We start from the raw sequence: 13824 nt of genomic DNA on the forward strand, positions 1-13824 counted from the left end.
GCGGGGGCACGCGGCGACAGACCGTGCACGGTGCGTACAGGGCCCGGACTTGCGCACGGACCACAATCCCGCCAACCGGAACAATGCCCCTTAACGCTTGGGATGCGGCGAACTACGCTGGGTTTACGAATGCCGCGTGGTTATGCCAGCGCGGCAGCCGTCTGTGTCGAGGGGTGGCGCATGTCCAGGGAGCAACGCGGGCCGAACGAGAAGCTCGGCGCCGTTCTCGCCCTCGCGGGAATCAGCAACGCGGGACTCGCCCGCCGCGTCAACGACCTTGGCGCGCAACGCGGGTTGACGCTTCGCTACGACAAGACGTCCGTGGCGCGCTGGGTGTCGAAGGGCATGGTGCCGCAGGGTGCGGCGCCGCACCTCATCGCCGCCGCCATCGGCCAGAAGCTCGGCCGGCCGGTGCCGCTCCACGAGATCGGCCTGGCGGACGCCGATCCCGCGCCCGAAGTGGGTCTCGCCTTCCCGAGGGACGTGGGCCAGGCGGTGAAGTCCGCGACGGAGCTGTACCGCCTCGACCTCGCCGGCCGCCGCGCCGGCTCCGGCGGGATCTGGCAGTCGCTCGCCGGGTCGTTCGCAGTCAGCGCGTACGCGACGCCCGCCTCACGCTGGCTGATAACCCCCGCCGACAGCTCGGTCGCGCGGGAGGCGGGCTCCGCCGAGGGGTCCGGCGCATCGATCAAAGTCGGCCACAGTGATGTGCAGAAGCTCCGGGAGGCCGCCGAGGACGCCAGACGGTGGGACTCCAAGTACGGCGGCGGGGACTGGCGTTCCTCGATGGTGCCGGAGTGCCTGCGGGTGGAGGCGGCCCCGCTGCTGCTCGGCTCCTACTCCGACGAGGTCGGCCGCGCCCTGTTCGGCGCCTCGGCCGAACTCACCCGGCTCGCCGGGTGGATGGCCTTCGACACCGGGCAGCAGGAGGCCGCGCAGCGGTACTACATCCAGGCGCTGCGGCTCGCGCGGGCGGCGGCGGACGTCCCGCTGGGGGGGTACGTCCTCGCCTCCATGTCGTTGCAGGCGACCTACCGGGGCTTCGGCGACGAGGGGGTCGATCTGGCGCAGGCCGCGCTGGAGCGGAACCGGGGGCTGGCGACCGCGCGGACGATGAGTTTCTTCCGGCTGGTCGAGGCGCGGGCACACGCGCGCGCGGGAGACGCGCAGGCGGCCGGCACGGCACTGAAGGCGGCGGAGGGCTGGCTGGAACGGTCCCGTCCCGGCGACAACGACCCGTCCTGGCTCGGTTTCTACGGGTACGACCGGTTCGCCGCGGACGCCGCCGAGTGCTACCGGGACCTGAAGGCGCCGCGTCAGGTACGGAGGTTCACCGAGCAGGCGCTGTCGAAGCCCACGGAGGAGTTCGTGCGGTCGCACGGGCTCAGGCTGGTCGTCTCCGCGGTCGCCGAGCTGGAGTCCGGCAACCTCGACGCGGCGTGCGAGCAGGGGGTGCGGGCCGTGGAGGTGGCCGGGCGGATCTCGTCGGCACGGACGACGGAGTACGTGAAGGATCTCCTGCACCGGCTGGAGCCGTACGGGGACGAGCCGCGGGTGGTGGAGCTGCGGGAGCGGGCCCGGCCCCTGCTGATGGCCCCGGCGTAGGGACGCTCGCTGCCGCACCCGGCGTTTGAAGCCGCTGTCAGTGGCGCAGTGCACTATCGGAAGCGGAGGTGGTGCAGGTGCGGGCCGGGGCGTACGACTGTGATGTGCTCGTCATCGGTGGGGGGATCGTCGGGCTGTCGACCGCGTATGCGATCACCCGGGCCGCGCCCGGTACGCGCGTGATCGTGCTGGAGAAGGAGCCGGGGCCCGCCCGGCACCAGACGGGGCGCAACAGCGGGGTCATCCACAGCGGGATCTACTACCGGCCGGATTCGCTCAAGGCGCGGTACGCGGTGCGGGGCGCCGCCGAGATGGTGAAGTTCTGCGCCGAGTACGGCATCGCGCACGCCGTCACCGGCAAGCTGATCGTCGCCACCGAGCGGGACGAGCTGCCACGGCTGCACGCGCTGGTGCAGCGGGGGCGGGAGAACGGCATCCCGGTGCGGGAGCTGGGACCCGCGCAGATCACCGAGTACGAACCTCAGGTGCGCGGCCTCGCCGCCATACACGTCGGTACGACCGGGGTGTGCGACTTCGTGGGCGTCGCGGACGAGCTGGCGCGGGCCTCCGGGGCGGAGATCCGCTACGGCGCCCGGGTCGTGCGCGTGGACCGGCGGCCGGAGCGGGGCGTGGCCGTGCTCACCGCGGCCGGGGACGTCGTACGCGCGCGCGTGCTGGTGAACTGCGCCGGGCTGTACTGCGACGAGGTGGCGCGGCTGACCGGCGACGACCCCGGGGTGCGGATCGTGCCGTTCCGGGGGGAGTACTACGAGCTGGCGCGGCCGGAACTGGTGCGGGGGCTGGTGTATCCGGTGCCGGACCCGGCGTTCCCGTTCCTCGGGGTGCATCTGACGCGCGGGATCGACGGGGGCGTGCACATCGGGCCCAACGCGGTGCCGGCGCTCGCCCGTGAGGGGTACGACTGGGGGGTCGTACGGCCCCGGGAGCTGGCCGGGACGGTCGCGTGGCCGGGGTCCTGGGCGATCGCCCGGCGGCACTGGCGGTACGGCGCCGGTGAGCTGCGCCGGTCGGTGTCCAAGGGCGCGTTCCTGGAGGCCGTGCGAAGACTGCTGCCCGGGGTGGAGGCCGGGGATCTGGTGCGGGCCCCGGCCGGGGTGCGGGCGCAGGCGGTGCTGCGGGACGGGACGCTGGTGGACGACTTCCTGATCCGGGAGGGGGCGCGGGCGGTGCACGTGCTGAACGCGCCCTCGCCGGCGGCCACGGCTTCGCTGCCGATCGGGCGGGAGATCGGGCGCCGGGCGCTGGCGATGCTCGGCTCGCTGTAGTGGCCCGTCGGCACCCGTAAAATCGGTCGTACTGTGTCTGACTCCCTGAACGCCTCCGCCTCGCCCCCGGCCCCCCACAGCCCCGGTGCCCCCGTCCGGCACACCCGGGCCAAGGGCGAGCCGCGCTTCCCCGACGGGCCCAAGGCCGATCCGGCCGGGTCGCACTTCGAGCGGCGGATCCGGAGCTTCCAGCCGCGGCGGAGCCGGGTGACGGCCGGGCAGGCCGACGCGTTGCAGCGGCTGTGGCCCGCATGGGGGCTGGACATCGACGGGCAGCGGGTGATCGACCTCGGCGAGCTGTTCGGCAACGACCGGCCCGTGGTCCTGGAGATCGGGTTCGGGATGGGCGAGGCCACCGCGCGGATGGCCGCGGGCGACCCGGACACCAACATCCTGGCCGTCGACGTGCACACCCCCGGCCAGGGGAACCTGCTGGGTCTCGCCGACCGCAACGGCCTGTCCAACATCCGGGTGGGCAACGGCGACGCGATCATCCTGCTCCGGGAGATGCTCCGCGCGGACTCGCTGGACGGGCTGCGCGTCTACTTCCCCGACCCCTGGCCCAAGAAGCGGCACCACAAGCGGCGGCTCATCCAGCCCGAGTTCCTGACGCTCGCCGCGTCCCGGATGAGGCCCGGCGCGCTCCTGCACTGCGCGACCGACTGGGAGCCGTACGCCGAGCAGATGCTGGACGTGCTCACCGCGCACCCCGGCTTCGAGAACACCCAGGCGGACGGCGGTTTCGCACCACGCCCGGAGTTCCGGCCACTGACCCGTTTCGAGGGACAGGGACTGGACAAGGGACATGTGGTGAACGACCTGCTGTTCCGGCGCGTCCCGCACAGCACCGCTGAGCAGGACCGATAATCCGTTCCAGCCCCTCGTCCCGCCACCGTTAGGGTCGATGCCGTGGCCACCAGTCCTCCGTTTCCGACGTATCCCCCGAGCCCCGGCGGCGGTGTGCTCCGCCACCCGCACTGGTGGCAGCACAGGTGGGTGCGCTACGGAGCGCTGAGTTCCCTGCTGGCCCTGTCCGGGCTGGTCATCCTCGCGCTCGTACGGCGGCAGACCGGCACGGAGGGCTTCCTCGTCGGTCTCGGGCTCGCCGTGCTGCCCGTGCCCTGGCTGATGGCCGCCTTCCGGTGGCTGGACCGGGTGGAGCCGGGCCCCTGGCGGAACCTGGTCTTCGCCTTCGCCTGGGGGGCCTGTGCGGCGGCGCTGATAGCCATCGTGGCCAACAGCTTCGCGACCAAGTGGATAGCCACCTCGACCGCGGATCCGGCCAGTGCCGACACGCTCGGCGCCACCGTGATAGCCCCCATCGTGGAGGAGTCCGCGAAGGCCGCCGCGGTCCTGCTGGTGTTCCTCTTCCGCCGGCGTGACTTCACCGGGATCGTGGACGGGGTGGTGATAGCGGGGATCACCGCCACCGGGTTCGCGTTCACCGAGAACATCCTCTACCTCGGTACCGCCTTCGGGACCGACCAGCTCACCGGCGACCGCGGCATCGCCTCCGTCACCGCCGCCACCTTCTTCGTGCGCATCGTGATGTCCCCGTTCGCGCACCCCCTGTTCACCGTCCTCACCGGTATCGGCTTCGGCGTCGCCGCGCTGTCCGCCGAGCGGCAGCACGCGCGGCGGGTGCTGCTGCCGGTCTGCGGGCTGCTGCTGGCGATGGGCATGCACGCCTTCTGGAACGGCTCCTCCACCTTCGGCGAGTACGGCTTCTTCGCCGTCTACGGCGCCTTCATGGTGCCCGCGTTCGCGGTGGTGACCTGGCTCGCGATCCGGACCCGGCAGCGGGAGCTGCGGACCGTGCGGGCGGAGCTGCCCACATATGTGCTGGCCGGGTGGCTGGGGCCGGCCGAGCCGTTCGCGCTCGGGTCGATGCGGGCGCGCCGGATGGCCCGGGACTACGCCCGGCACCACCACGGGCGCCAGGCGGCGCGGGAGGTGGCCCGGTACGAGGCGTGCGCGACCTCGCTGGCGTTCCTGCGGCACCGGGGGCGGAACGGGAAGGCCGGGCCCGACTTCGTCGTCCGGGAGCGTGAGCTGCTGGACGAGCTGTGGGAGCGCAGGGGTGTGGCCCGGCCCGCGTTGGAGTACGCGAGCAGGGCGTCCGTTCCGGCGCCCGGCTACTGGGGAGCGGCGGCGCCGTACGGGTATCCGGCGGTGCCGTACCCCGCGTACAACCCGTACCGGACGTAGTCGCGGGGGCTGACGGGGTCCTCCGGCACCGCCGGGCCGCGCCGTCGCGGTGGGACGGGCTAGGCGGACGCCTCCGTCAGGCGGGCCACCTCAGCCTCCGTCAGCTTCAACTCCGCCACCCCCAGCAGCGCCGGGAGCTGTTCCACCGTCCTCGCCGAGGCGATCGGGGCCGTGACCGTGGGCTGGGCGGCGAGCCAGGCCAGGGCGACCGTGGCGACCGGGGCCTCGTGGGCCGCGGCGATCTCGTCCAGGGCCGCGAGGACCTTCTGGCCGCGCTCGGACTCCGCGTGCTTCTGCGCTCCTTCGGCGCGGGCGCTGTCGACGGTCTTGCCGGGCCGGTACTTGCCGGTGAGGAAGCCCGAGGCGAGGGAGAAGTACGGGACGGCGGACAGGCCCTCGCGGGCGACGAGGTCCTGCAACGGGCCCTCGTAGGTGTCCCGGGAGACCAGGTTGTAGTGCGGCTGGACGGCGACGTAGCGGGCGAGGCCCTCGCGGTCGGAGAAGTCGAGGGAGGCCCGCAGCCGCTCGGGGCTGATGTTGGAGGCGGCGATGTGCCGCACCTTTCCGGCCTTCACCAGTTCGTCCAGCGCGCCGATGATCTCCTCGACCGGCACCTCGGGCTTGTCGAAGTGGGTGTAGTAGAGGTCGATGTGGTCGGTGCCCAGGCGGCGCAGGGAGGCGTCGGCGGCGGCCTTGATGTTGGCGGCGGACAGGCCCTGGTACTCGGGGTGCTGGCTGACCTTGGTGGCGATGACGACCTCGGAGCGGTTGCCGCGGGCCTTGACCCACTTGCCGATGATCGTCTCCGACTCGCCGCCCTGGTTGCCCTCGATCCAGGCGGAGTAGGAGTCGGCGGTGTCGATGAAATTGCCGCCCGCCGCGGTGTAGGCGTCGAGGACGGCGAAGGAGGTCTGTTCGTCGGCGGTCCAGCCGAAGACGTTGCCGCCGAGGGAGAGCGGGAAGACCTCTAGATCGGAAGAGCCGAGTTTACGAAGTGACGTCATACGTCATGTCAACACCGGCGGTGGGTGATCGCATCCCACCGCCGGGGCCGAGTTCCCGCCAAGTTCCCCCGGGGGTTCCCGCGCGGGACGGGGTTGTCAGGGGGTGAGGCCCTTGTCGCGCAGCCACGCCATCGGGTCGATGCCGGTGGGCTGGCCGCCGGGGTGGACCTCCATGTGGACGTGCGGGCCGGTGACGTTGCCGGTCGCGCCGACGCGGCCGATGACCTCGCCGGTGGTCACCTTCTGGCCGACGGAGACGCTGATCGAGGACTGGTGGCAGAACCACAGCTCGGTGCCGTCGTCCAGGGTGAGGATCGTGCGGTAGCCGTAGGAGCCGGCCCAGCCCGCCTCGGTGATCGTGCCGCTGTGCACGGCCTTGATCAGAGTGCCGGTGGGGGCGGCGAAGTCGAGACCGGTGTGGTGGCCGGAGGACCACATCCCGCCGGCCTGGCCGAAGGTCGAGGTGATCGTGTAGGAGGAGGTGGGCAGCGTGTACTGCTCGGCCAGCTTCGCCAGCCGCTCCTCCTCGGCCTTCTTCTCGGCGGCGGCCTCCGCCTTCTCCTTGGCCGCGGCGGCCTTGGCGGCGGCCTCCTTCTCGGCCTGGGCGGCGGCATCGGCGCTCTGCTTCTCGGCCGCGGCGACCGCGGCGGCGGTGGCCTTGCTCTCGGCCTGGCCCTGCTGCTGCTCGGCCTGGGCCATGATCCGGTTGCGCAGCGCCTCGCCCGCGTCGGCGCCGTCCTCGCCGGCGGCCGTGGTCACGCCGACGGTGCTCAGCGTGGCCGTGGCGGCCTGGGCCGGCTGGTGGTCGGCGGAGTCGTCGCCGAAGAGGGAGCCGACCGAGGGCAGGTCCGGCAGGGAGATGGAGACCGGCGGCTTGCCGGTGTTGGCGCTGGCCATGCCGCCCGCGCCGACCGCGGCCATGACGCCGACGCCGAGGACGGTGGAGCTGCGCGCGAAGCCGCCGCGCTGCTTGGCGACGCGGTGCCGGCCGCGTACCGGGGCGACGGACTCCTCAGTGGGGTTCCACTCCTCCCAGGGGCCCTCCTCGGCCTGGTAGGCGCCGTACCCGAAGGTCTCGGGCTCGCGCTGTGCCGGTATGAACGGGGCTTCTGGGGCAGGCCGGTTGGACGCCACGCGGGCGTACTCCTTTCCTTCCTTTCGCCTACCGGGTTAGCTGACGGGTTCGGAGCAGGAAGGTCTCCTACGCGCGTATACCGGTCGTGGACTCCGTGAGTTCACGGCGGCATCCGCGTGATTCACCCCAGGGTGGTGGTTCCCCGGCTCCCTTGCGGGATTCGGCGCGTGCGCACGGAGCCGCCTCTTGTGACGGCTGGGACGACCGCGCTGCGTTATCGAACGTTAATAGACCTGCCAGTCACTTTCCAAGCCGTTCAGCTTGATCATTCACGTCTTTACCGGCGGAGTTATCGGCCACTACTCCGCCAAAACGGGCGAGTTGACCGGGCGTCGGCCCCGTTCAGCAGTCACTTTCGGGTTTGATGGTGACTCAGATGTTATGCGCAGGGCGCTTGCCCGGTGACCGTCGGTGACGTCGCGGGCCGTCGTACGGCGAGCAGCGCCATGTCGTCGGTCATGCCGCCCCCGGAATGCCGGCGCACCTCCTCGGCGAGCCGGCCGACCAGCGCGGCCGGGCCGGCGAAGGTGCGCCCCGCGAGGCGTCGTTCGGGGTCGTAGAACCGGCCGTGGGCGTCCCGCGCCTCGGACAGGCCGTCGGTGTGGAACAGCAGGGTCGCGCCGCTCGGGAAGGCGGTCTCGGTGGCCCGGTCCGGCCACAGGCCGAGGTCGCCCATGCCGAGCGGCAGCGCGGGCTCGGCGGGGACCAGGGTGCGCAGGGTGCCGTCGGCGTGCAGCAGCAGCGGCGGCGGATGGCCGCGGTTGACGATCCGTACGGCGCCGTCGCCGTGCGGGAGTTCGGCGAGGACCGCGGTGGTGAACCCCTCGAAGGCGTCGATCCCGTCGCGCCGGGTGCCCTCGCGGGCCAGCGCCCGCTCCAGCCGCTCGGCGACCGCCTCCAGCGTGGCCTCCTGCTCGGCCGCCTCCCGGAACGCGCCGATCACCACGGCCACCGCGGCGACCGCGCCCATGCCCTTGCCGCGCACGTCCCCGACGACCAGCCGGACGCCGTACGTACTGTCCTGCACCGCGTACAGGTCGCCGCCGATGAACGCGTCCTGCCGTGCCGCCTCGTAGCAGGCGGCGATCTCGTAGCCGCCGATCCGTTCGTCCGGCTCCGGCAGGACGGCCCGCTGGGCGGCCTCGGCGATCTCCCGCGCGGAGGCGAGCCGCCGGTCGCCGCGGCGGACCACCCGGTTGATGGCGACGGCCAGCAGGGCGACCGTCGCGACGGTGACCACGTCGGTGAGGGTGCCCACGGCCGGATGGACCCCGGCGTCGGTGTGCACGGCGTAGGCGGCGGCGAGGGAGGCGAGGCCGGTCAGGACGGTGGTGCGCAGCGCCGACAAGGGCGCGGCGACCAGCGGGGCCGCGGTGAAGAACGGGACGGCGGTGAAGTCGTCCGGGGCGAGCAGGCCGTACAGGACACCGCAGACGATGAGCAGGGCGGGCAGGGCGCGGGCCAGGGCACGGGGGCCCGGACGGCGGCGGGCGCGCACCGGCACCGGTTCGCCGCCGAGGCCCGGGTCGGGCACGGGGTCGCCGGGGAGCCGGCCGCCCGCCCTGGCGTACGGGCTCTCCTCCACCTTTCCAGGGCGCACCGCGTGTCTCCCGGTTGTCCGACGTACCTCCAGGTTTCCGGGCCCCGGGGCGGGCGGCGACCGGTGTGGGCCGAAAGGGGTGTGCGAGCAGTCCCGCGCATGGCGTACACTGGAGTCACAACGACGCGGGGTGGAGCAGCTCGGTAGCTCGCTGGGCTCATAACCCAGAGGTCGCAGGTTCAAATCCTGTCCCCGCTACTGAAGACTCAGGGCCCGGAATCCAGTGGATTCCGGGCCCTGAGTCGTTTCCGGCCCAGGGCCCGGGCGGGCGCTCACAGCAAGTGGGCGTTCGGCGCCTTGGCGAGCTCCTCCAGCTCGGGAAGCGCGACGACCCGCGCGCCCCCCGCGACCAGAACGCCGCTTCCGTCGGCCCCCGCCACGAACGTGTCCGGCTCACGCCACGCGGTGACCACCCTGCGCACCCCGGCCCGGAGAATCAGCTCGGCACAGGGCGCCGGCCGGGACGCGCGCCGGGCGCAGGGCTCCAGGCTGCTGTACACCGTGGCGCCGGCGATCCGCGCATCGGCGGGAGCGATCTTCGCGAGCGCCGCCTCCTCCGCGTGCACCACCGGATCGGCGCCCTCACGGGAGTACCCCCGCGCCAGCTCCGTACCGTCGGCGGCCACCACCACCGCACCGACGCTGAACGCCGTCTCCGACGGCGGACACTGCGCCGCCAGTTCACAGGCGGTCCGCAGCCAGTGGCGGTCGGCGGCGGTGGCGACCGCCCCGGTGCCGGGCGCCGTCGGCACGTACCGCATGAGCACGACGTCCTCGATCCGGCGGGTGTCGAGCAGGCGCAGCCGTCCGGGCTGGTAGGCCCCCGGCCCGAACAGGCGGGGCGCCGCGGGGTCGCCGACGAACAGCGGGGCGAGGACCAGCTGGAGTTCGTCGGCGAGGCCCTGGTGCAGGAGCTGGGTGTGGACCGTGCCGCCGCCCTCGACCATCAGACGGACGACGCCGCGCACGTCGTGCAGGTGCTCCAGCAGGGCCCGCCAGTCCAGGGCGGGACCGAGCGGAACGACATCGGCGGTGCGCCCGAGGCGGCGGGCGGCCCGCTCGGCGCCCTGGTCGGTGGTGTAGACGATCTTGTCGCCGCCGGTGTGCCAGAACTTGGCGTCCGGGTCGAGGTCGCCGGTGGCGGTGACCGTGACCTTCAGCGGGTACTCCGGCTTGCCGCCCGCCACCCGGGCCGCGCGCCGCTCGGCGGAGTTGACCAGCAGGCGGGGATTGTCGGCGCGGATCGTGCCGGCGCCGACGAGGATCGCGTCGACCGAGGCCCGTACCGCGTCGACCCGGTCGAAGTCGGCCGGGCTGGACAGCAGCAGGCGTTCGGGGCCGGTGTCGTCCAGGTAGCCGTCGAGGGAGACGGCGGCGGACAGCAGCACGTACGGCAGGGGCATCGGCGCCCTCTCTTCGCGGAGGCGGACCTCACTCGTCCGGGCGGACGGCTTGGTTCAAGTTTTAAACAAACTTACACTGGCGGCATGACGACCCGCTGGCTCACCCCCGAGGAGCAGCGCGCCTGGCGCGCCTACATGGCCGCCTCCCGTCTCCTGGAGGACGCCATCGACCGGCAGCTCCAGCAGGAGGGCGGCATGCCGCACCTGTTCTACTCGGTGCTGGCCAACCTCTCCGAGGCCCCCGGCCGACGGCTGCGCATGACCGATCTCGCCGAGACCCTGAAGATCACCCGCAGCCGGCTCACGTACGCGGTGACCCGGCTGGAGCGGGACGGCCTGGTGCGCCGGGAGAACTGCCGCTGGGACAAGCGCAGCTCGCTCGCCGTACTGACGGACGAGGGGGTGGCCGTCCTGGAGCGTACGGCACCCGGGCATGTCGAGACGGTCCGCAGCACCCTGTTCGACCGGCTCACCCCGGAGCAGGTGGGACAGCTGGAGGAGATCTGCACGGGGATCGCGCGGGGCCTCCAGGGCGAGGACGACGCGTCCGGTGCCGAGGACGTCCCCTGGCGGCGCCGTTCGTCCTGCTCGTCGTCCCCGGCGTCCTCCTGAGCGGGCCGGACCCGCTGATTGCTTTAACTTTTAAGCAGAGGTAGGGTCCCTGCGAACCGCTGCTTCAAATCTGAAGCAACTGTCCCGGAGGACCCGCATGCCCGACATCCCCGCCGCCACCCCGCGCGCCCGCGTCCGGGTACCGCTGCGCTTCGCCGACGGCTACGGCGCCGACGCGGAACTCGTCACCTTCCACGGCCTCACCGACGGCCGGGAACACCTCGCCGTCGTCCTCGGCGAGCCCGGCCCCATCCCGCTGGTGCGCCTGCACTCCGAGTGCCTGACCGGGGACGTCTTCGGCTCGGCCCGCTGCGACTGCGGACCGCAGCTGCGCGAGGCGGTCGAGCGCATCGCCGGCCGCGGCGGCGTCCTGCTCTACCTCCGCCAGGAGGGCCGGGGCATCGGCCTCTACAACAAGCTCGACGCGTACGCCCTCCAGGACGAGGGCCTCGACACCTACGCGGCGAACGCCGCCCTCGGTCTGCCGGAGGACGCCCGCGACTACACGGCCGCCGCCCAGATGCTCGGCGCCCTCGGCATCACCGAGCTGGACCTGCTCTCCAACAACCCCGACAAGGCCGAACAGCTGCGCTCACTGGGGGTCGCGGTACGGGACCGGGTGCCGACCGGTGTCTTCACCACCGCCCACAACGTCCGCTACCTGCGCGCGAAGGTGCTCCAGACCCAGCACACCCTGCCGCTGGCCGAACTGACCGAGCTGACGGCGGGCTAACCGGCGGCGGGGCGGCCGGGGAGCCGGCGGGCCGAGAGGCCACCGAGGAGGAGCAGGGCCGCCGTCACGGTGTAGGTGAGCCGGAAACCGGCCGGCGACGGGCCCGCCGCGGCCAGCACCACCGACAGCAGGGCCGTACCGGCCGACGCGGCGAGCTGGGTGGTGATGCTCAGCGCGGTGCTCGCCCCGGGCAGCCGGTCCAGGGGCAGGCCACGGGTCGCGGTCGTCATGGCCGGCATCAGCGTCATCCCGGCGCCGACGCCCATCACCGCGCCCGCGACGACGATCCGCCAGGGCGCGACCCCCGCCGTGCCGGTCTGCCACGCCAGCAGCCCCATTCCGAGGGCGGCCACCGCGCAGCCGGCCGTGATCAGCCGGCGCGGTACCGCCGTGTCGATCCGCCGGGCCGCGACCTGCATCGTCACACCGACCACGAGCCCGGCCGGCGCCCCGAGCAGCCCGGCCGCCGTCGCGCTCAGACCCCGCTCCTGCTGCCAGTACAGCGGCCCGAGCAGCATCGACCCGAAGTAGCCGCAGGTGAACGGGGCGAGCGTGCCGATGCCGGCGGCGAAGGTACGGTCCCGCAGCAGCCGCAGGTCCAGCAGCGGCGCGCGGACGGTGAGCGCCCGCCGTACGAAGGCCGCCGCGAGCGAGGCGCCGGCGAGCGTCGGCAGCAGCGCGCCGGGGGCCGTGAAGTCCCCGCGCTCACCGCCCCGGGCCAGGCCGTACAGCAGCAGGGCCAGACCGGGCGAGAGCATCAGCAGGCCGGGAACGTCCAGCCGGGGCAGGTCCCGGCCACGGGCCTTCGGGGCGTCCTTCGGCAGCAGACGGGCCGCCAGGGCCAGGTCCAGGGCGCCGACGGGCAGATTGATCAGGAAGATCCAGTGCCAGGACGCGGCGTCGACCAGCCGGCCGCCGAGCACCGGACCGGCGACCGGGCCGATCAGGACGGGCAGCCCCAGCAGGCCCATCGCCCGGCCGAGCCGCGCCCGGTCCGCGACCCGCATGCCCATCGCCATGCCGACCGGTTGCAGCAGACCGCCGCCCAGCCCCTGCACCGCGCGGAACGCGATCAGACTGCCCGCGTCCCAGGCACAGGCGGCGAGCAGCGAGCCCAGGGTGAACAGGGCGAGCGCGGTCATGTACGTCCGCTTGGCGCCGACGCGGCCCATCGCCCAGGCCGCGGCCGGGATGACCGCGGCGAGCGCGAGCGTGTACGCGGTCGCGGTCCACTGGATGGTCTCCAGCGGGGCGCCGAAGGTCTCCGAGAGGTGGCGCAGCGCGACGTTGACGATCGTCATGTCGAGCACGGACATGACCGTGCCGAGGACGACGACGGTGACGACCCGGTAGAGGGCGGCCGGGGACGCGACGGCCGGGCCGACCACGCCGGCCGGAGGAGCGGGCCGGGCGGGACCGGCGGGCCGGGGACCACTCATCGCACCGCTCCGGAGGCCGGTGCGGGGATGCGCCTTGCGCCACTCTTCGGGGCCGGTGCGGCGATGCCCGTCGCACCGCTCCTCTGTGCCGGTGCGGCGATGCCCATCAGGCCCATCACACCGCTACCCGGTGCCGGCGCAGGGATGCTCATCGCGGCCACCCCTCAGCCCGCGTAGGGCCGCTCGGCGCGCGCGGTCCGCAGCGCCCGGCCCCACCAGGTGAGCTGGCCGAGCATGCCCTTGGCCGCGCCCGCGCACACGTCGGCGTCGCGCGGGGTGCCGTCCTCGCCCAGGCCGGACCAGGGGCCGTGCAGGCTGACCGAATCGCGCACGGTCACGGCGTGCAGCTCGGCGAAGACCAGCCGGAGCTGCTCCACCGCGCGCAGCCCGCCGCCGAGACCGCCGTACGACACGAAGCCGACCGGCTTGGCCTGCCACTCCCGGTGGTGCCAGTCGATGAGGTTCTTCAGGGCCGCCGGGAAGCTGTGGTTGTACTCGGGAGTGACGATCACGAACGCGTCGGTGGCGGCGAGCCGCGGTGACACGTCCTTCAGCGCGGCGACGGCCTCGGGACTCGGGGTGCCGCCCCAGCCGGGCAGTACCAGCGGCAGGTCCACCTCGGCGAGGTCGACGACGTCGAGGTCGAGGCCCGGATCGGCGGCGGCGGTGGCGAGGAACCAGTCGGCGACGGCCCTCCCCAGCCGGCCCTCACGCACGCTGCCGACGATAACGGTGACGCGAAGCGCATCGGAAACGGACACAGCTGTCCCCCTTGTGGCGATGTCGGTCCGGCGGCGAC

At 73.3% G+C, this 13824-nt stretch carries 12 protein-coding genes, 1 tRNA gene and 1 riboswitch; of the genes, 7 read left to right on the forward strand and 6 right to left on the reverse strand.

Features of this window, described 5'->3' with window-relative positions; genetic code table 11:
• Positions 1–180: 180 nt before the first annotated feature.
• The 4 genes from IE294_RS27965 to IE294_RS27980 all read left to right on the forward strand — a co-directional run bounded on the left by IE294_RS27965 (position 181) and on the right by IE294_RS27980 (position 5099).
• Positions 181–1605: an NsdA family TPR-like regulatory protein gene (locus tag IE294_RS27965; RefSeq protein WP_189890642.1), complete on the forward strand. Its 1425-nt coding sequence runs from the start codon at positions 181–183 to the stop codon at positions 1603–1605.
• 68 nt (positions 1606–1673) lie between these two features.
• Entirely contained in the window at positions 1674–2891 is a 1218-nt protein-coding gene (lhgD, locus tag IE294_RS27970) for an L-2-hydroxyglutarate dehydrogenase (RefSeq protein ID WP_189890644.1), read from the forward strand.
• Positions 2892–2924: 33 nt separating this feature from the next.
• Positions 2925–3758: a tRNA (guanosine(46)-N7)-methyltransferase TrmB gene (trmB, locus tag IE294_RS27975; protein ID WP_189890646.1), complete on the forward strand. Its 834-nt coding sequence runs from the start codon at positions 2925–2927 to the stop codon at positions 3756–3758.
• 42 nt (positions 3759–3800) lie between these two features.
• Positions 3801–5099, forward strand: a complete 1299-nt coding sequence (locus IE294_RS27980) for a PrsW family intramembrane metalloprotease (protein ID WP_189890648.1) — start codon at positions 3801–3803, stop codon at positions 5097–5099.
• 59 nt (positions 5100–5158) lie between these two features.
• Here IE294_RS27980 and IE294_RS27985 read toward each other — a convergent pair whose 3' ends face one another.
• The 3 genes from IE294_RS27985 to IE294_RS27995 form a co-directional block, all read right to left on the reverse strand.
• Complete coding sequence (locus IE294_RS27985) at positions 5159–6103, reverse strand: aldo/keto reductase (protein WP_189818766.1); 945 nt, start codon at positions 6101–6103, stop codon at positions 5159–5161.
• A gap of 96 nt (positions 6104–6199) precedes the next feature.
• Entirely contained in the window at positions 6200–7237 is a 1038-nt protein-coding gene (locus tag IE294_RS27990; protein ID WP_189890651.1) for a M23 family metallopeptidase, read from the reverse strand.
• Positions 7238–7247: 10 nt separating this feature from the next.
• Positions 7248–7414: riboswitch (cyclic di-AMP (ydaO/yuaA leader) on the reverse strand.
• Between the two features lie 203 nt (positions 7415–7617).
• On the reverse strand, positions 7618–8838 hold the full coding sequence (locus tag IE294_RS27995) for a PP2C family protein-serine/threonine phosphatase (protein ID WP_189890653.1): 1221 nt from the start codon (positions 8836–8838) through the stop codon (positions 7618–7620).
• Positions 8839–8962: 124 nt separating this feature from the next.
• Here IE294_RS27995 and IE294_RS28000 point away from each other — a divergent pair.
• Positions 8963–9036: transfer RNA gene (locus IE294_RS28000), tRNA-Met, on the forward strand.
• A 74-nt stretch (positions 9037–9110) separates the two neighbouring features.
• On the opposite strand, the gene IE294_RS28005 is transcribed toward IE294_RS28000, so the two are convergent.
• Positions 9111–10241, reverse strand: coding sequence for a dihydrofolate reductase family protein (locus IE294_RS28005; RefSeq protein ID WP_189890655.1), 1131 nt, complete (start codon positions 10239–10241; stop codon positions 9111–9113).
• A gap of 84 nt (positions 10242–10325) precedes the next feature.
• On the opposite strand from IE294_RS28005, the gene IE294_RS28010 reads away from it, so the two are divergent.
• Together IE294_RS28010 and IE294_RS28015 are read left to right on the forward strand one after the other, a co-directional pair.
• Positions 10326–10853: a MarR family winged helix-turn-helix transcriptional regulator gene (locus IE294_RS28010; RefSeq protein ID WP_189890657.1), complete on the forward strand. Its 528-nt coding sequence runs from the start codon at positions 10326–10328 to the stop codon at positions 10851–10853.
• A 97-nt stretch (positions 10854–10950) separates the two neighbouring features.
• Entirely contained in the window at positions 10951–11586 is a 636-nt protein-coding gene (locus tag IE294_RS28015) for a GTP cyclohydrolase II (protein ID WP_189890659.1), read from the forward strand.
• Here IE294_RS28015 and IE294_RS28020 read toward each other — a convergent pair.
• Both IE294_RS28020 and IE294_RS28025 read right to left on the reverse strand, forming a co-directional pair.
• On the reverse strand, positions 11583–13025 hold the full coding sequence (locus IE294_RS28020; protein WP_229917371.1) for a DHA2 family efflux MFS transporter permease subunit: 1443 nt from the start codon (positions 13023–13025) through the stop codon (positions 11583–11585). The two genes, IE294_RS28015 and IE294_RS28020, sit on opposite strands and share 4 nt — an antisense overlap.
• A 164-nt stretch (positions 13026–13189) precedes the next feature.
• The gene (locus tag IE294_RS28025; RefSeq protein WP_189890661.1) at positions 13190–13786 is read right to left on the reverse strand and encodes an NADPH-dependent FMN reductase; all 597 of its coding nucleotides are present in this window, start codon (positions 13784–13786) and stop codon (positions 13190–13192) included.
• Positions 13787–13824: the final 38 nt, after the last annotated feature.

Source organism: Streptomyces canarius (assembly GCF_014650735.1).
GTDB lineage: Bacteria > Actinomycetota > Actinomycetes > Streptomycetales > Streptomycetaceae > Streptomyces > Streptomyces olivaceoviridis.